The organism is Bacillus sp. HY001, assembly GCF_007558965.1.
Taxonomy (GTDB): Bacteria; Bacillota; Bacilli; order Bacillales; family Bacillaceae_G; genus Bacillus_A; species Bacillus_A mobilis.
The window spans coordinates 21753-39065 of sequence record NZ_VLTE01000165.1 but is presented as its reverse complement, the minus strand read 5'-3'; the positions used below and the strand labels follow the sequence as shown (position 1 = coordinate 39065).

Genomic DNA, 17313 nt, shown 5'->3' with positions numbered 1-17313 from the left:
TAATTAAAAAATTACGATAAATTAAAGGGAAGCTAAATGTATAAATAAAAAAGGGAACTGAAAAATACAAGGCTTACATTTTTTTCTAAGATGTATAGTGAAATGAGATAAGTTTGTAACAAATGTCTTTTGGTTTATATATTTATTGTTGAAAATGGCATTCGTAAAAATATTAGCAAGGAGTATGATTATTAATGAAAAGACTCTTTGATATACTTATTTCTTTATTATTATTATTGTGTTTCTTTCATGTCATTCTTTTAGTAGCGGTCCTAGTTAAGTTCAAAATAGGCTCACCTATCCTATTTAAACAACAACGTCCAGGTATACATGGACATCCTTTTTATCTTTATAAGTTTCGCACGATGACTGATGCTAGAGATAGTAATGGCGAGCTGCTATCTGATCACGATAGATTAACTAAATTTGGAAAATTCCTTAGGAAATATAGTTTAGATGAATTACCACAATTAATAAATGTACTAAAAGGTCAATTGAGTTTGGTGGGCCCTCGGCCATTATTAATGGAATATTTGCCTTTATATTCGCAAGAGCAAGCTAAAAGGCATAATGTTAGACCGGGAATCACTGGATGGGCTCAAATTAATGGAAGAAATAGTATCTCATGGGATGAGAAATTTAAATTAGATGTATGGTATGTTGAGAATCAAAATTTTCTTTTAGATTTGAAAATTTTATATCTAACTTTTAGTAAGGTTTTAAAATCCGAAGGGATAACAAATAATAAGCATGTGACTATGCCAGTTTTTAAGGGGGGAATCGAGCATGGGAGGGAATAAAATGAACATTTTGTTTACTAGCTCTGGTAGGAGGGTCACTTTAATTAAAAAGTTTAAGGAGGTATTTGAACAAGTAGGAATCAAAGGGAAAATCTTTACTGCAGACTTAAAAGAAACTGCTCCTACCATTTACTTTAGTGATAAGCATTTTATTGTTCCGCGTGTAAATGAAGAAGGGTATATAAATGAATTGTTAAAAATATGTAGATCTGAAATGATAAATCTAATAATTCCGTTAATTGATACCGAATTAACCCTTATGGCTAATAATTCGGAGGTTTTTGAAGGTATTGGTGTAAAAGTACTAGTTTCTAGTATGGAATTAAATAAAATTGCTAATAACAAAAAATACACATATAACTTTTTTGTATCTAATAATATACCAACTCCTAGAGTGTATAGTGATGAAGAGATTGAGAGAAAGGAATATCAATTTCCACTATTAATTAAACCTTATGATGGCAGTTCTAGTAAAGGTGTAACAAAAATAATGAATGAAAAGGAATTGGAATTTTTTAAGGAGTATATACCTAACGCTATGATACAAGAGTACGTTTCAGGAGAGGAATACACTATAGATGTCATGGTAGATTTCTATGGGAATATAAAAACGATCGTTCCTAGATTGCGTATAGAGACACGAGCAGGTGAGGTAAGTAAAGGTGTGACCAAGAAAGATTTTGACATCATCCAAGCAGCAGAAACTGTAATGAAAGCTCTTCCTAATCCTATTGGGTGTATTACTTTACAATGTTTTAAAAAGGAGGATGGGCAAATTACGTTTATTGAAATAAACCCTCGTTTTGGAGGAGGAATACCACTATCAATAGAAGCTGGAGCGAATTTTCCACTTTGGACAATTAAAATGTGTCAGGGGGAAGTCTTTATAGATAAAGACTTTAATTGGAGAGGAAATTTAACAATGCTTAGATACGATGAAGCGGTTTTTATGGAGAGTATGTAAAATGTTGATTAAGGCAATTGTTTTTGATATGGATGATACTTTATATAAAGAGAAAGATTATGTTGTAAGTGGTTTTAAAGCAGTGGATGATTGGATTAAAGAGAAGCATAAAAAGACCGAATTTTATGATATTGCAATGCGGTTATTTAATTCAGGTGAAAGAAAGCAAGTGTTTAATAAAACACTTGAAAAGTTAAACATTGATTATGATGAAAAATTGATTGGTAATTTGATAGAACAGTATAGGTGTCATAAACCAGATATTCAATTATTGGAGGAAGCAGATTGGGTACTAAATAATTTAATCAATTCCGTAAAAATAGGACTAATTTCAGATGGGTATTTAGTTGCTCAAGAAAGAAAAATAAATGCATTAAAGTTAAAAGAGAGAGTTCATTCAATAATACTCACTGATAAGCTTGGAAAAAAATATTGGAAACCGAGCGAAATTCCTTATAAAAAAATAAGTAGGGAATTACAGGTTCCCCATCAACAATGTGTATATATAGGAGATAATATAAGTAAGGATTTTATAACTGCCAAGAAACTAAAATGGTTAACGGTTCATATTAATAGAAAAGATGGTATTTATCATAATCTTAAAGTTGATCAAGCCTATAAAGCGCATTACACAATTGATAATTTAAAGAGATTAACCGATATACCTGTATTAAAGCATATGTTTTTAGATACATAGTATTTAAATATATATAAAGGATGTGTTTACATGCAAACCATTCAACACAAAAACCGAATCTATCTTTCCTCTCCACACATGAGCGGAAATGAACAAAAATATATTAAAGATGCCTTTGACTCAAACTGGATTGCCCCTCTTGGCCCAAATGTAGATGAATTTGAAAGAGAACTTGCATCTTTTGTAGGAGTTAAAGGCGGGGCTGCGGTTAGTTCAGGTACCGCGGCTATTCATTTAGCTTTACGATTATTAAACGTTCAAGAGGGCGATACAGTATTTTGTTCAAGTTTCACTTTTGTAGCGAGTGCAAACCCGATTGTTTATTTGGGCGCAGAACCGGTATTTATTGACTCAGAACCTGAGACATGGAATATGTCAACACAAGCTCTAGCACTTGCGTTGCATGATGCTAATAAAGCAGGGAAATTACCTAAGGCTGTTATTCTTGTTCATTTATATGGTCAGAGTGCTAAGTTAGATGAAATTCTTTCGCTTTGCAATCATTATGATGTTCCTATAATTGAGGATGCAGCAGAATCTCTAGGTTCTACATATAAAGGAAAAGCAAGTGGCACATTCGGGAAGTTTGGGGTTTATTCATTTAATGGAAATAAAATTATTACAACTTCAGGTGGTGGAATGCTTGTTTCTGATGATGTGGAAGCATTAGAAAGAGCGAGGTTTTTAGCAACACAAGCAAAGGATCCAGCACCACATTATGAGCATAGTGAGATAGGATATAATTATCGAATGAGTAATATATTAGCTGGTATTGGAAGAGGACAATTAGAAGTGTTAGAAGACAGGGTGAGAGCTAGAAGATCTATATATAACCGGTATTACGAAGCGCTATCTCTCATGCCAGGATTTTATTTTATGCCTGAACTAGAAAATGCTCGTTCAAATCGTTGGCTTACTACATTGACAATTGATGAAAAGGAATCCGGAATCTCTATTGGGAAAGTGTTGAGAATTTTAGCGGAAGAGAATATTGAAGCGCGTCCTATGTGGAAGCCATTGCATATACAATCGCTCTTTAAAGAGAAGAAGTATTATCCGCATAGCAAAAATGAAGATGTGTCGCAGTACCTATTTCAAAGTGGAATTTGTTTGCCTTCAGGATCTAATATGTTAGCAGAAGATCAACAAAGGGTTATTCAAGGTATTTTAAAAGCTGTAGAATGGAAGAATTAAAAGAAAAGTAAGTGAAAGTGGAATTAGATTTGTATACGTACCACGAATCGTTCTTTATAATGAATTTTTTAGGTGGTTCAGTTTTAATTTACATAAAAAAGGGAAGGGTATAGATTTTAAATATCTGTGTATTAGACTGAAAGTAACTTAAAGCATGTGATTGAGAAAGTAATAAAATAAATAATTTGTTCTTTAAAAAGAATGATAAAGAGGTATGTTTAACGAATTTAATATATAAATAGTATTTGTATTAACTTTTCATATATTAGGAGGGAAAAATGAGCGCTATAACTGGCATTATTCACTTTAATAACGAACCTGTATCAATTGAACATGGCACACGATTAATGAGTGACTTACAAAAGTATCCTGCTGATGATATTCAAATATGGCGTAAAGAAAACGCTTTTCTGGGATGTCACGCACAATGGATTACACCAGAGTCAGTTGGTGAACAATTACCCTTCTATAATTATGAAAAACAACTGGTAATTACAGCAGATGCTATTATTGATAACCGTGATGAGTTGTTTGAAAAATTACAAGTAGATTATGCGGATAGAAAAAATATGACAGATAGTGAGTTGATTTTGCTCTCTTATGAGAAATGGGGAGAAGCAGCACCGAAATATTTGGTGGGCGATTTTGTCTTTATGATTTGGGATGAGAAAAAACAAATTCTGTTCGGAGCTAGAGATTTTTCTGGGAGCCGAACACTTTATTTTTATCGTAGTGAGAATAAATTTGCTTTTTGTACTATCATAAAGCCATTATTTACTCTACCATATGTTGAAAAAACATTGAATGAGCAGTGGATTGCTGAATTTTTAGCTATACCTGTAAATTTCGAGTCAGTAGATCCACAGCTAACAGTCTATAAATATATAGAACAGGTCCCTCCATCACACACTGTTTTGGTAAAGGATGGAAAAATCGAATTTTCGCGATACTATATACCAACTGCTGGGAAAATGCTTAATTTAAAATCAAATGAAGAGTATGAAGAGGCGTTTCGAGAGGTGTATCAAAGTGCAGTGAAGGCACGTTTACGAACACATCACGAAGTAGGAGCTCATTTGAGTGGAGGGCTAGACTCAGGGTCTGTTGTTAGCTTTGCTGCAAAAGATTTACGCGCTGAAAATAAAAAATTACATACGTTTAGTTATGTTCCAGTAGAAGGTTTTGAAGATTGGACACATAAAGGTAGAATAGCTGATGAAAGACCTTTTATTCAATCAACTGTAGGGCATGTAGGGAATATACAGGATTATTATTTAGAATTGCCGGAGAGAAGCCCACTATCGGAAATTGATGATTGGCTAGAAACAATGGAGATGCCATATAAATTTTTTGAGAATACTTTTTGGTTGAGTGGAGTTTATGAAAAAGCATCTCAGCGTGACATAGGAGTACTCCTTAGTGGCCAAAGGGGTAATTGGACAGTATCGTGGGGGCCGATGTTAGATTACCAGGCAATGTTGTTAAAAAAATTACATTGGATTCGTTTTTATCGTGAACTACATTTATATAGTAGAAACCTAGGAGTGAAAAAAGCACGTGTTTTTGAAGTGGTAAGAAGAAAAGCTTTTCCGTTTTTTCATCAGTTACTTTCTTCAGAGGAACAAGATGTTTTTCCTATAATAATCAATCCAGAATTTGCAAAAAAAATGAATGTTTTTGATAGACTCAAAGAACAGAATGTTGATATAACAGGTACTTCTATCTCAACTGCATATGACATGAAAAGAGAACAATTTGAAAAACCATATTATTGGAGCATAAATGGAACGTATGAAACGAAATTATCGTTACGTTATGCTTTATGGGATCGTGATCCTACAAATGACTTACGGATTATTCAATTTTGTTTGTCAGTCCCAGAAGAACAGTATGTTCAAAATGGTTTAGATCGATCTCTTATTCGCAGAGCCACAAAAAATTTCCTTCCTGATAAAGTACGATTAAATCAACGCGTCCGAGGTGTTCAAGGTGCAGATGGTGTTTACCGTATGACTCCATTTTGGAACGAATTTATTGAGGAAGTTCAAGAACTTAGTGTAGATCCAATAATCTCTGAATTTCTAAATGTAGAGGTAATTAAGAAAGCTATCTCAAAAATATGTAAAGAACCTCGACCAGAATATGCATTTGATTTAGATTTTAGAATTTTAATGCGTAGCTTAATCTTCTATCGATTTATAAAAAAATAATATGAAAGGAGGTGATACGTATGAAAAAGGAATGGAAACAACCTGTATTAGAAGTACTTAATATTAATATGACTATGGCGGGGCCAGGACATAAAACTCCTGACGCAATTCAACCTGATCCAGATGATCCAGTGAAGTATAGTTAAGTTGTTGAACAAATAAAGCTCTTATATAGTTTTATTATATAAGAGCTTTCAAAAAAATTGACAGTGTGGTGGGAATAGGATGATCGATTCGAGGAGAAATGTGTTATACAAAGCCTTCGGGTTAAAAATAGTAAGTGAAATCCCATTACCCGAGTTGTCTCAGCTAAATGAAAAGAAAGAGATGGCAGATGTTCAAATCGAAATAACTGATTTATCTGAACGGTGGGATAGATATGACGAATCACAACAAAAAAACATTGTAGTGGAAGATGATGTAGTGATGTTTCATGTTCCTCAAACTGCAATATTTTCTATCCAAGCGGGCGAGAAAATAACTTTTTCACCTATGTCAGAGGCGAAAGAAGATAAAATTCGATTATACATTCTGGGAACTTGTATGGGGGCACTTTTAATGCAGCGGAAAATACTCCCATTGCATGGAAGTGTAATTGCCATAGACGGGAAAGCGTATGCATTAATTGGTGATTCAGGAGCTGGAAAATCAACGTTAGCCTCAGCTTTTTTGAATAAAGGATATCAGCTTTTAAGTGATGATGTAGTTGCTGTGTCTCTTTTGAATAAAAATACTGCAGTAGTTCATCCTTCTTATGCACAACAAAAATTATGGCAAGAGAGCATAAATGAGTTAGGAATGGTAGTAACGCAATTTAGCCCTTTGTTTGAAAGAGAAACGAAGTATGCTGTTCCTGTGAATTCTCAATTTTTTCCTGATCCATTACCTCTTGCAGGTGTTATTGAATTAGTAAAAACTCAGGGAGAAGATATTGAGATGATCCGTATAGAAGGTCTCACACGCTTGTACAAGTTATACCAACATACTTTTAGAAATTCTTTGATTTCTAAATTAGGATTGATGGAATGGCATTTTGAAACTTCATCTAATGTTGCAAGTGGAATGGAGATGTTTCAATTAAGACGCCCGGATTCAAAATTTACAGCTCATGAGCTTGTGCAAGTTATTCTAAATACTATACAGAAAGGGAGTATGGTTGATGGTTGTTCATTCGAGAAACATATCATTAGAACATAATGTTGTACAGAGTGAAGGTAATATAGTAAGTGATATGGATGGAGAAAAAGTTATGTTTAATGTCCAAAAAGGAAATTATTATAACTTAGGTGAAATAGGCGGAGAAATATGGGAGCGTATTGAAAAGCCGATAAAAATTAATCAGCTTGTTACTATGTTAGTATCTAACTATGAAATTGAACGAAAAGATTGTGAAGAGCAAGTTCTTTCCTTTTTAGAGTGTTTGTTTCAAGAAGATTTAATTCAAATAAAAGATCAATCCAATAGATAAATTCGTAATTTCAAGAGAACTGTTAGGAAGGGATTAATGAATATTGTGAAAAGGTTAAGGGTATTTTTATCGCTGAGCATGGAAACAAAGCTTTTATTTTTAGAGGCTTTTATTTTTTTAGGGTGGGCGCGTGTACTAAAAAGTATTACCTTTTCCAAAGTTGCACCTTCTTTAGGGGATTACATGAACGAAACATCAGTTGCCCAAATTCAGCCACATGGGGATACACTAAAGAAGGTGTCTGAAGCTATTTCTATTATGAGCCGTTATACTTTTTGGGAAAGTCAGTGTCTTGTTAAAGCTATAGCTGGGATGAAAATGCTCGAAAAACGTCACATTGAGAGTACTCTTTATTTAGGAACTGCTAAGGATAGTCATGGGGATTTAATTGCACATGCATGGTTACGGAGCGGTTCTTTTTATGTTACTGGATCAGAAGGAATGGAGAAATTTACTGTTGTTGGATCATTTGCAAAGAGGCTGAGTGAGGACGCTATTAAAGGAGAATAAAATGGAGAAAGATTTTGGTCTTAATGTAGAGTTCATGTCTAAAGAATTGAAACTTCTTTTTACAATTTTGAAGTCACAAGATGATGAAACAATGCAAATTTACAGTAATGAAGGGTTTTCGAATATCGATTGGGAGATATTTCTTGAGCAAGCTGTGCATCATCGTGTTTATCCGGTGATATATCAAAAACTTAAGCAGGTGGATGAGGAACTAATTCCTTCCCATGTTGTACAAACCTTGAATAGGAAATATAAAAAAAATACATTTCACATGCTTTATTTAAGTGCTGAAATGGAACGAATAAATAAACTATGTAATGAAAATGAGATTTGTATGATTTTTCTAAAAGGACCTGTACTATCTCAAGACTTATATGGAGATATTTCTTTACGAACATCCTGTGATTTGGACGTTCTAATACCAATGCAAAATTTAGAAGAAGTAGAAAAGCTACTTTTAGAACAGGGGTATGTAAAAGATGATTATATTCAAACGATATTAAATGATTGGAAATGGAGGCATCATCATATAACATTTTTTCATCCAACAAAGCAGATTAAGCTTGAGATTCATTGGAGGTTAAATCCCGGACCTGGTAAGGAACCTGGGTTTGAAGAGCTTTGGAAGCGAAAGAGAAAAAGTACCCTTACGAGTAATTCTGTATATATGTTAGGGAAGGAAGATTTATTTTTATTTCTTGTATCGCATGGTGCAAGACATGGTTGGTCCAGATTACGTTGGTTAGTAGACATAAAAAAAATTGTCGGTCAAGATCTTAACTGGAATGAGATTCATAAATTAATGAGAAAATATCAAGTGCTTCATTTAGGAGGACAAGCATTAATTTTGGTATCACAATTGCTAGGTGTACGGCTAGATGAAAGGATGACGGAATTAGTAGCTAAAAAACAGTCGAAGCAGTTAGCACAAGAAGCACTGTTTTATTTCAAGAAGATGATAAATTTACATTCAGAACCTGTTCCTGAAGAAGTACTTTCCTATCATAGTAGACATTTATTTTCACTGATGTCTAATCAGCAAAAAATTATATTTATTTTGAGCCAACTTTATCCTTATCCAATTGATGCAAAAACATTACCGTTACCTAAATTTCTTCATTTTTTATATTTTCCTTTACGACCGTTCTTATGTCTTTGGAGGAAAACAAAGAAGCTTGCTTTGTTATAGGGGGAACATCGATGAATCATATTATATATTTTATGAAGAAATTATACTCTTCAGCGGGAAAAATACTGTATGTGAATTTATTTGGTATGGTTTTAATAAGTTTACTTGAAGGGATAGGTATTATTTTATTAATTCCTATGATAAGTATGACTGGAATAATGAATATAGGCGAGGAGACTACTTTTATTGCACCTGTCTCTAGATTTTTGCAGGATTTTCCTAAAACAACAAGTCTAGTTTCTATTTTAGGTATATATATACTAATAGTGTTAGGTCAAAATTTACTACAAAGAAATATAACGCTAAGGGATGCGAGAACGCAACAAGCTTTTGTACGAGAATTAAGAATAGAAACATATAGTTTGATTTTAAAAGCAAAGTGGAGTTTTTTTTTAGAGAAAAGGAAAACAAATCTAATAAATATATTAACTACAGAATTGGCTCGAGTAAGTTATGGGGTTAATTTAATTTTACAATTGTTAGCTGCTGTTCTGTTTACATTTATACAGGTGGGGATTGCGTTTTTATTATCTCCCCAAATAACGATATTTGTTTTGGTCTTTGGCTTATTATTTTTGGTAGCTTCTCGTGTTTTTATAAAAAAAGCACGAATACTAGGCAGTAAGACCTCAGAATTGGCAAGAGACTATCTTTCTGGTATAACAGATCAGTTTAATGGAATTAAAGATATAAAGAGTAATACTTTGGAAGCATCACGTTTAGACTGGTTACAATCTATAACTACAAAAATGAGTAATGAGCAAATGGAGTATATGAGAATAAGATCGAACTCGCAATTGTTTTATAAAGTTTCAATGGCTATATTAATTGCATTTTTTATATTATTATCGGTAAGTATATTCAAAGCTCAACCGGCCCAATTATTATTAATCATACTTATCTTTTCGAGACTTTGGCCACGATTTATGACAATTCAGTCCAATCTTGAACAACTAGCTGCAAGTATTCCTGCTTTTAAGTCATTATGGGAGCTGCAAAAGGAATGTAAGGAAGCGATTGAAATGCAGGATATACATCAGCAAAAACATATAAAGCCGATTGGTATTGAACAAGGTATTGAGTGTAAGGATGTTCACTTTCGCTATAATAAGCAAGAATTTTTATACGCACTTCAAAATATTAATGTACAAATTCCAATAAATAGTATGACGGCCATTGTGGGGCATTCTGGTGCAGGAAAAAGTACATTAATTGATGTATTAATGGGATTAATCCAGCCAGAAAAAGGTCAAGTGTTAATAGATGGTACTCCACTTACAACTGATAATTTATTGTCATTAAGGCGGGCAATTAGTTATGTACCACAAGATCCTTTCTTATTTAATGCAAGCATAAGAGAAAATTTATTAATGATTGAGCCAAATGCAAGTGAAGAACAAATTTGGTCTGCATTAAAATTTGCGGCCGCTGCTGAATTTGTACAAACGCTTCCAAATGGGCTTGATACATTGATTGGAGATCGCGGGGTGAGGCTTTCAGGTGGTGAACGTCAGCGACTTGTACTAGCTCGGGCTATTTTAAGAAAGCCATCGATTTTAGTATTAGATGAAGCTACGAGTGCATTAGATACTGAAAATGAAGTGAAAATCCAATCAGCAATAGAAAAATTGAAAGGAACAATGACTATCGTTGTTATTGCACATCGTTTATCTACTATACGTAACGCAGATCAAGTTATTGTCTTAGGAAAAGGTGAAATTGTCCAAATAGGTGAATTTAATCAATTGGCTAAAGAGAGGAAAGGTGTTTTTCGAAATTTATTAGGGTCACAGATGGAAGTTGGTTCTTAGAGGGGAAAGAGTGAATGAATTTTTGTATTCATACAGTTCGAATCGAATAAAAGCCTGAGTGATGGCCAGTTTTAACAGGACATTATTCAGGCTTTTATTTGTGCGTTTTCTACATTTTTGGAGTGAATATAAATGAGTACCTTGCAATGAATAATACCAAGTGGTATATTATGGATATAACAAGTACCGTGTATTGAACAGTACTGAAATGAGAAAGGGGGATTGACCTTGAACGTTCAGTTTAAAAAAGGTGTGTTAGAACTGTGTGTATTGGCACTTGTGAAACGTAAGGATTGTTACGGCTATGAACTTGTTCAGCAAATCTCAAATAAATTTTTAATATCGGAAGGGTCAGTGTATCCTTTATTACGTCGCTTAACGAAAGAAGGGTATTTTCAAACGTATTTGAAAGAATCTACGGAGGGGCCGCCTCGTAAATATTATCAACTAACTGAGCAAGGGGAAACGCAACTGAATTTGTTAGTAACAGAGTGGCGTGATTTTGCAAAAGGCGTACAAGAAATTATTGAAGGGGTGGAATGGGATGAGTAAAGAGCAGTTCCTTAAAGAATTATCAAGTCATCTTAGAAAGTTACCGGAAGAAGAGAGGAAAGATATTTTATTTGATTATGAAGAGCATTTTCAGTTTGGGATAGAAGAAGGAAAAACTGAATCGGAAATAATAAAGGGCCTTGGCTCTCCGAAAGTAATTGCGAAAGACTTACTTGCTTTGTATCGCTTTGACGAAATGAAAAAAGACCCATCAACTACCAATATAACAAGGGCTGTTATGGCAGCGATTGGACTTAGTTTGTTTAATTTCATAATTGTATTAGGCCCGTTAGTTGCAATTATCGCTTTTATATTTTCTTTTTGGATCGGTGGGATTGCTAGTGTAGTGACACCGGTTTTTGTTATTGCAAAAGTATTTATGGGTACTTTTATATGGTTGGATGTATTCGTTAGTATAACGTTTGTTGGAGTAGGTTTGTTGTTATGTATTATCGCTTATTATAGTACGAAGTGGTTTAAAAAGTTATGCGTACGTTATGTATTATGGAACTTCAAAATGATAAAAGGGGAGTAGATGATGAAAAAAATATTGTTAGTAGCAATCGCTTGTATCATTATTGGAGTAATAGGGATTTCACAAACGTATGAAAAAGCAGTACAAACTGCAGAAAAAGGAAACAAAGAAGACGTTATTAAAAACGAAACATTAAAAAATGTAGAAGTTAAGTTAGACGCTGGGGATATTGTTGTCCAAAAATCTCCCGACTCTTCTTTTTATGTAAAGCACACAGGAGATACACGTAAACAAGAGGTTCGTATTGCTGAAGATGGTGACACATTAAAAATTATTGGGGAAAGAGAAAAAGGTGCTTCATTTGATTTTTCTTTTTACAATTTCAAGTTTCAAACGTCTACATTGACTATATTTGTACCAGAACGTTCTTACCATGAGATAAAAGTAAATTCATCTGCTGGACAAATAGAAATAAGTGATGTGAAAAGTGATCGTGTAACTGTTGGGACACTCGCTGGAGAAGTGAATTTAAAACATGTCACAGCTAAGAGTGTGGAGGGATCTTCAAAAGCTGGTGAGGTGAACTTTAAAAAGGTAATCGGGAATGTAATAGCGAAAACGGCCAGTGGGGAAGTGCATATTATGGATCATGATCCTAAGTATGATGTAGAGGCAAGTTCAACTGCTGGCGATGTAGATATTACCTTATTAGAAAAGCCGCAAGATGCAGTTATAACGGGGCAAAGCGCTGCTGGCGACGTGATGATTTTTAATGAAGAAAATAAAAATATAACGATTGGCAATGGTAGTAAAAAGATTAGCGGTAAAACAGCTGCTGGCGATGTGACGATTGAAACTCGTTCATAAGAAATAGAATTATATGAAAATCTATCAAAATACAAAAAAGAAGATAATTACCGTATATAAATAAGGTAATTATCTTCTTTTATTATGCTTAATGTAAATCACGATATACGCCAATTACTTTTCCGATAACTGACACTTGTTTTAAAATGATAGGTTCTAATGAAGAGTTTTCCGGTTGTAGACGGAAATGGTCTTTTTCTTTATAGAAACGTTTAACAGTTGCTTCGTTATCTTCTGTTAAAGCGACTACAATTTCACCGTTGTATGCAGACTGTTGTTGGCGAACAACAACTAAATCCCCATCGAAAATACCAGCCTCAATCATACTATCTCCAGAAATACGTAACATAAACACTTGGTCTGCTCCAGCAACAATGCTAGCTGGAAGTGGGAAGTGATCTTCTACACTTTCAACTGCTGTAATCGGTAATCCAGCAGTAACTTTTCCGATAATTGGAACTTGAATAACAGATTGTGTTTCTGCATCCATTCGATCGTCACCTAAAATTTCAATTGCTCGTGGTTTTGTTGGATCGCGTCGAATATATCCTTTTTCTTCTAGTCGTGATAAATGTCCGTGCACTGTAGAACTAGAAGCGAGGCCGACCGCTTGACCAATTTCACGTACGGAAGGTGGATATCCTTTTTCTTGTACTTTTAGCTTAATAAAGTCGAGAATGTCTTGCTGGCGTTTCGTTAACTTTTCCATGTTTTCTAACACCTCGTTTTCTTTCATTTTTCTTATTAATAAGTATAACATGCGAAAAAACATTCTACAAACATAAGTTCGAACAAAAGGCGAATTTATGTTACACTGGAGGGAAATAATAGTGAGAAAGAGGGGTTCATAATGAATGCAATTATTTATGCGCGTGTGAGTACAACGAAAGAAGCGCAAGAAACGTCATTATTACGTCAAAAAGATGAATTATTGCATTTAGCTGAGCGCTATCAAATGAATGTTGCTAAGGTAATTGAAGAACAGGCTAGTGGGTATACGATTGAACGTGACGGTATATTAGAAGTGCTGGATACCATTCGAGATGAACAAATTGATGTGCTACTCATACAAGATGAAACGCGCCTTGGTAGGGGGAATGCAAAGATTGCATTAATGCACTGTTTACATAAAGAGGGAATAAAAGTATACACGCATACGCATAATGGAGAATTACAATTATCGGATTCTGATTCGATGGTATTAGATATTATTGGTATTGTTGAAGAGTATCAAAGAAAGATTCATAACTTGAAAATTAAACGTGGTATGCAACGTGCAGTAGAAAAAGGTTATCGTCCAGAAAATAATTTGAAGAATCGTCATTTAAGCGTAGGACGAGAGAAGAAAGAAGTGCCGATTGAGGAAATTGTACGTTTGCGCAAGAGTGAACTTACTTTCGAAGAAATTGCGGCAACGCTTCGCGGCTTTGGTCATAATGTTTCAAAAGCGACTGTACATCGTAGATATGTAGAGTATACAAAGCAATTGCTTGATAAAGAGGACTAACTATTGTATGATAATAATCAGTTTTGAGTAAAAGGGGGATTCGAGATGCAAAGTCACGAACTCATTGAACGCATTAACTTCTTAGCGAAAAAAGCAAAGGCTGAAGGCTTAACTGAAGAAGAACAACGTGAGCGCCAATCGCTACGTGAACAATATTTAAAAGGATTTCGTCAAAATATGTTAAACGAACTTAAAGGAATTAAAGTTGTTAACGAAGAAGGTACTGATGTTACACCGGCGAAATTAAAAGCTTTAAAAAAGCAAGATAATGCAAAATTAAACTAAAAGATGGGCGAAGCCCATCTTTTTTATTTATTATATCCGTTATTTAATAACTTTCCAGTTATTATTGACTGATGCTTCTATCTTTTTGTGCTTCAATATATAGTTAGCGATAAGTTCAGACATATCTGTTGGTATGTCTTTTATTACGGGCTTATTTTGAAACATAAAGAAGTTTCCTCCGCCGCTTGCGCGATAATTATTCATAACGACGTCATATTCTTCATCCATATTAAGAGGAGCGCCTTTATACTGTAAAGATTCTACTCTCTCGCCAATAGGTTTGGAAATGTTTAATATGTACGAAATCCCTTCCCACATATCATAATTATAGTGCTGTGGCTTCGGTTCTATGAAGGTAGGGTTTACGATGATAGTTCCATCTGAATGTAATGTGAAATAAGAAGCAGAGAGTTCAAGGGCGTTTTTTATATCTGCTCCAGTTATTCTAATTACTTTTAATGTATTTGGATAAATATAATTAGAAACGATGTCACGCATTGTTACATGACCAGGGAAACCTGGAGATGTATTATGGAATAAGCTTGTACAAGAAATAGAAACATTAGCTATATCCATCTGTATCTTATTTATGAATTCAATAAAAGGATGGTCTTGCAAACGAGTTTGCATAGCGTCTGAAATTTGCATATCCCCATAGATTAGTCCAATAGGTTGATCGAGCCAATTTTGTGTTTTCTCTTCATAATCGGTAACCAAGGAAAGCATATGTTGGTCCGCTGCAATTCCTCGCACGGGCAATAATTGTGAATAACTCTCTTTTTTTACCCATTTTTGTTCTGTTTTCTCGAATGTTACTGTTATTTTTCCGGCAGAGTGTCCATTGCATCCAGTCTGTAAAACTGTTACACCATTTATTACGGTGTGAGCGATTTCCCGGTGTTGGTGGCCTGTTAGTAAAATATCTATGCCTTCAATTTCATGGCACATTGCATAACCTTGGTTTTCACCTGTTAAAACTTCAGTCGGTACCCCGGTTTGTAAATCGCGTTCAAATCCTCCATGATACGCTACGACTAGTAAATCTGGTTGCTCTTGTTCGCGAATGTAAGAAACCCATTTTTTTGTTGTTTCTAATGCATCTTCAAATTGTAAATCTTGAATGTGATGAGGTTGTTCCCAATTAGGAATGTAATGCGTTGTCATTCCTAAAATAGCGATTTTTATATTTGATTCAATATGTTTTATTATATATGGTTTCCCGAAATAAGGTTCTTTTCTGTTTGTATCTAAAATATTAGCTGATAGATACGGGAAGTTCGCAGTAGAAATAGCGTGGTTTAATACGTCCATTCCATAATTAAATTCATGATTCCCGATAACTGCAGCATCATAACGTAAATAGTTCGCTAATAAGGACATTGGATTTTTCTTATCTTTTGCATATGTAGCGTAATGATAAGTAAAGGGTGTTCCTTGTATGAAGTCACCGTTATCAATTAAAAGAACGTTTCTGTTTTCGGAACGTTCTTTTTTTATAAGAGTAGAAATTTTAGCTAAACCAATTTCAGCTTTGGAGTTATCTTGGTAGTGAATTGGATACACAGTACCGTGTATATCACTTGTTAATAAGATGTTTAAAGTTACAGTTTGATTTTGATTCAATATCATTCACCTTTTCTATTGTTATCTACTAGTTAAGCATATCAAATATATGAAGAGAATTTTAATGAGAATGTATAGAATGTGTAAAGATTCTGTAAATAAGCAATTATTAATAAAAATGTGTGATATATTTCTTCATGTTTACGGAAGGTAATTTATAACAACAAAAATGGAGGCATTAATATGTTGAAAAAAGTTTTTGCAATGAGCACGACAGTTGTACTGGCGGCGGGATTATTAAGTGGCTGTGGAACAAAGGAATCTAGTGCAAGTAAAACTGAAGATACGAAAAAAGGTTATGTACCAAAGACTTTAAATGTTCAATTTGTTCCTTCTCAAAATGCAGATACGTTAGAGGCGAAGGCGAAACCATTGGAAAAGCTATTAAGTGATAAATTAAATATTCCGGTAAAAGTTAGTATTTCAACGAATTACAATACAATTGTAGAAGCGATGGCATCTAAGCAAGTAGATGTAGGCTTTTTACCTCCAACAGCATATGTGCTAGCACATGAGAAAAAGGCTGCAAACGTAATTTTACAAGCACAACGTTTTGGGGTAGATGATGAAACCGGAGCTCCTACAAAGGATTTAGTAGATTTTTATAAATCTGAGTTTGTAGTGAAGAAAGATTCAAATATTAATAGTGTAAAAGATTTAAAAGGTAAAAAAATTGGTTATCAAGATGTAACGTCATCAGCGGGATACGTATGGCCTGCGGCTGTATTGTTAAAAGAGGGTGTTGATCCGTTAAAGGATGTGAAACCTGTTACATTAAAAGGTCACGATCAGTCGCTTATTGCTCTTTTAAATGGTGATGTAGATGCAGCTGTTGTATTCCAAGATGCTCGTAATATTGTGAAAAAAGATTATCCGAATATATTCGATCAAACAAAAATTGTGAAATTTACAGAGAAAATTCCAAACGATACGATTTCGGTACGCTCTGATTTAGATGAAGAGTGGAGCAAGAAATTACAGGATGCTTTCATTGAAATAGGAAAGAATGAGGAAGGTCACAAAATCATTAAAGAAGTATATTCACATGAAGGCTATGTTAAATCTGATGATAGTAAATTTGATATCGTTCGTGAATATGGAAAGAAAGTAAAAACGCAATAATACATATGGAAATGGCGGCTAACTGGAAGGATTTATTTT

The 17313-nt window shown here is 34.1% G+C and carries 19 protein-coding genes; 17 read left to right on the top strand and 2 right to left on the bottom strand.

The window, feature by feature from the left end:
• Positions 1-194: 194 nt before the first annotated feature.
• From FOT98_RS29830 to FOT98_RS29765, 14 genes are all read left to right on the top strand, one after another.
• Entirely contained in the window at positions 195-800 is a 606-nt protein-coding gene (locus FOT98_RS29830) for a sugar transferase (protein WP_132131270.1), read from the top strand.
• On the top strand, positions 787-1764 hold the full coding sequence (locus tag FOT98_RS29825; protein WP_063260611.1) for an ATP-grasp domain-containing protein: 978 nt from the start codon (positions 787-789) through the stop codon (positions 1762-1764). Before FOT98_RS29830 ends, FOT98_RS29825 begins: the two co-directional genes overlap by 14 nt.
• A gap of 1 nt (position 1765) precedes the next feature.
• Positions 1766-2461 (top strand): HAD family hydrolase, encoded by a 696-nt coding sequence (locus FOT98_RS29820; protein ID WP_063260612.1) that lies wholly within the window; start codon positions 1766-1768, stop codon positions 2459-2461.
• A gap of 30 nt (positions 2462-2491) precedes the next feature.
• On the top strand, positions 2492-3655 hold the full coding sequence (locus tag FOT98_RS29815; protein ID WP_063260613.1) for an aminotransferase class I/II-fold pyridoxal phosphate-dependent enzyme: 1164 nt from the start codon (positions 2492-2494) through the stop codon (positions 3653-3655).
• A gap of 278 nt (positions 3656-3933) precedes the next feature.
• On the top strand, positions 3934-5865 hold the full coding sequence (locus FOT98_RS29810) for a lasso peptide isopeptide bond-forming cyclase (RefSeq protein WP_063260614.1): 1932 nt from the start codon (positions 3934-3936) through the stop codon (positions 5863-5865).
• 20 nt (positions 5866-5885) lie between these two features.
• Positions 5886-6011 carry a paeninodin family lasso peptide gene (locus tag FOT98_RS29805; RefSeq protein WP_120450774.1) on the top strand — a complete coding sequence of 42 codons (126 nt, stop codon included), beginning with the start codon at positions 5886-5888 and terminating at the stop codon, positions 6009-6011.
• A gap of 79 nt (positions 6012-6090) precedes the next feature.
• Positions 6091-7062: an aldolase gene (locus FOT98_RS29800; RefSeq protein ID WP_063260615.1), complete on the top strand. Its 972-nt coding sequence runs from the start codon at positions 6091-6093 to the stop codon at positions 7060-7062.
• Positions 7025-7333 (top strand): lasso peptide biosynthesis PqqD family chaperone, encoded by a 309-nt coding sequence (locus tag FOT98_RS29795; RefSeq protein ID WP_063260616.1) that lies wholly within the window; start codon positions 7025-7027, stop codon positions 7331-7333. The genes FOT98_RS29800 and FOT98_RS29795 overlap by 38 nt, the downstream gene beginning before the upstream one ends.
• A gap of 36 nt (positions 7334-7369) precedes the next feature.
• Complete coding sequence (locus FOT98_RS29790; protein WP_063260617.1) at positions 7370-7843, top strand: lasso peptide biosynthesis B2 protein; 474 nt, start codon at positions 7370-7372, stop codon at positions 7841-7843.
• Position 7844: 1 nt separating this feature from the next.
• Positions 7845-9032, top strand: coding sequence for a nucleotidyltransferase domain-containing protein (locus tag FOT98_RS29785; RefSeq protein ID WP_063260618.1), 1188 nt, complete (start codon positions 7845-7847; stop codon positions 9030-9032).
• Between the two features lie 11 nt (positions 9033-9043).
• Positions 9044-10843, top strand: a complete 1800-nt coding sequence (locus FOT98_RS29780) for an ABC transporter ATP-binding protein (RefSeq protein WP_063260619.1) — start codon at positions 9044-9046, stop codon at positions 10841-10843.
• A gap of 228 nt (positions 10844-11071) precedes the next feature.
• On the top strand, positions 11072-11395 hold the full coding sequence (locus tag FOT98_RS29775; RefSeq protein ID WP_001102620.1) for a PadR family transcriptional regulator: 324 nt from the start codon (positions 11072-11074) through the stop codon (positions 11393-11395).
• Positions 11388-11930, top strand: a complete 543-nt coding sequence (locus FOT98_RS29770; protein ID WP_063260620.1) for a DUF1700 domain-containing protein — start codon at positions 11388-11390, stop codon at positions 11928-11930. The genes FOT98_RS29775 and FOT98_RS29770 overlap by 8 nt, the downstream gene beginning before the upstream one ends.
• Complete coding sequence (locus tag FOT98_RS29765; protein ID WP_063260621.1) at positions 11931-12737, top strand: DUF4097 family beta strand repeat-containing protein; 807 nt, start codon at positions 11931-11933, stop codon at positions 12735-12737.
• 88 nt (positions 12738-12825) lie between these two features.
• On the opposite strand, the gene lexA is transcribed toward FOT98_RS29765, so the two are convergent.
• Positions 12826-13446 carry a transcriptional repressor LexA gene (gene lexA / locus FOT98_RS29760; protein ID WP_016086752.1) on the bottom strand — a complete coding sequence of 207 codons (621 nt, stop codon included), beginning with the start codon at positions 13444-13446 and terminating at the stop codon, positions 12826-12828.
• Between the two features lie 141 nt (positions 13447-13587).
• Between lexA and FOT98_RS29755 the strand changes: the two genes are divergently transcribed.
• Both FOT98_RS29755 and FOT98_RS29750 read left to right on the top strand, forming a co-directional pair.
• A complete protein-coding gene (locus tag FOT98_RS29755) occupies positions 13588-14244 on the top strand; it encodes a YneB family resolvase-like protein (protein ID WP_061677970.1) in 657 nt (218 codons plus the stop codon).
• Between the two features lie 45 nt (positions 14245-14289).
• Positions 14290-14529 (top strand): DUF896 domain-containing protein, encoded by a 240-nt coding sequence (locus FOT98_RS29750; RefSeq protein ID WP_001190582.1) that lies wholly within the window; start codon positions 14290-14292, stop codon positions 14527-14529.
• 39 nt (positions 14530-14568) lie between these two features.
• On the opposite strand, the gene FOT98_RS29745 is transcribed toward FOT98_RS29750, so the two are convergent.
• Positions 14569-16152, bottom strand: a complete 1584-nt coding sequence (locus FOT98_RS29745) for a bifunctional metallophosphatase/5'-nucleotidase (RefSeq protein WP_063260622.1) — start codon at positions 16150-16152, stop codon at positions 14569-14571.
• Between the two features lie 183 nt (positions 16153-16335).
• Here FOT98_RS29745 and FOT98_RS29740 point away from each other — a divergent pair, with 183 nt between their 5' ends.
• Positions 16336-17274 (top strand): phosphate/phosphite/phosphonate ABC transporter substrate-binding protein, encoded by a 939-nt coding sequence (locus FOT98_RS29740; RefSeq protein WP_000915073.1) that lies wholly within the window; start codon positions 16336-16338, stop codon positions 17272-17274.
• Positions 17275-17313 lie beyond the last annotated feature (39 nt).

Bases quoted from the DNA above. Each gene is read 5' to 3' on its own strand.
- FOT98_RS29830 (WP_132131270.1), top strand. From the start codon at position 195: ATGAAAAGACTCTTTGATATACTTATTTCTTTATTATTATTATTGTGT.
- FOT98_RS29825 (WP_063260611.1), top strand. From the start codon at position 787: ATGGGAGGGAATAAAATGAACATTTTGTTTACTAGCTCTGGTAGGAGG.
- FOT98_RS29820 (WP_063260612.1), top strand. From the start codon at position 1,766: ATGTTGATTAAGGCAATTGTTTTTGATATGGATGATACTTTATATAAA.
- FOT98_RS29815 (WP_063260613.1), top strand. From the start codon at position 2,492: ATGCAAACCATTCAACACAAAAACCGAATCTATCTTTCCTCTCCACAC.
- FOT98_RS29810 (WP_063260614.1), top strand. From the start codon at position 3,934: ATGAGCGCTATAACTGGCATTATTCACTTTAATAACGAACCTGTATCA.
- FOT98_RS29805 (WP_120450774.1), top strand. From the start codon at position 5,886: ATGAAAAAGGAATGGAAACAACCTGTATTAGAAGTACTTAATATTAAT.
- FOT98_RS29800 (WP_063260615.1), top strand. From the start codon at position 6,091: ATGATCGATTCGAGGAGAAATGTGTTATACAAAGCCTTCGGGTTAAAA.
- FOT98_RS29795 (WP_063260616.1), top strand. From the start codon at position 7,025: ATGGTTGTTCATTCGAGAAACATATCATTAGAACATAATGTTGTACAG.
- FOT98_RS29790 (WP_063260617.1), top strand. From the start codon at position 7,370: ATGAATATTGTGAAAAGGTTAAGGGTATTTTTATCGCTGAGCATGGAA.
- FOT98_RS29785 (WP_063260618.1), top strand. From the start codon at position 7,845: ATGGAGAAAGATTTTGGTCTTAATGTAGAGTTCATGTCTAAAGAATTG.
- FOT98_RS29780 (WP_063260619.1), top strand. From the start codon at position 9,044: ATGAATCATATTATATATTTTATGAAGAAATTATACTCTTCAGCGGGA.
- FOT98_RS29770 (WP_063260620.1), top strand. From the start codon at position 11,388: ATGAGTAAAGAGCAGTTCCTTAAAGAATTATCAAGTCATCTTAGAAAG.
- FOT98_RS29765 (WP_063260621.1), top strand. From the start codon at position 11,931: ATGATGAAAAAAATATTGTTAGTAGCAATCGCTTGTATCATTATTGGA.
- lexA (WP_016086752.1), bottom strand. From the start codon at position 13,446: ATGGAAAAGTTAACGAAACGCCAGCAAGACATTCTCGACTTTATTAAG.
- FOT98_RS29755 (WP_061677970.1), top strand. From the start codon at position 13,588: ATGAATGCAATTATTTATGCGCGTGTGAGTACAACGAAAGAAGCGCAA.
- FOT98_RS29750 (WP_001190582.1), top strand. From the start codon at position 14,290: ATGCAAAGTCACGAACTCATTGAACGCATTAACTTCTTAGCGAAAAAA.
- FOT98_RS29740 (WP_000915073.1), top strand. From the start codon at position 16,336: ATGTTGAAAAAAGTTTTTGCAATGAGCACGACAGTTGTACTGGCGGCG.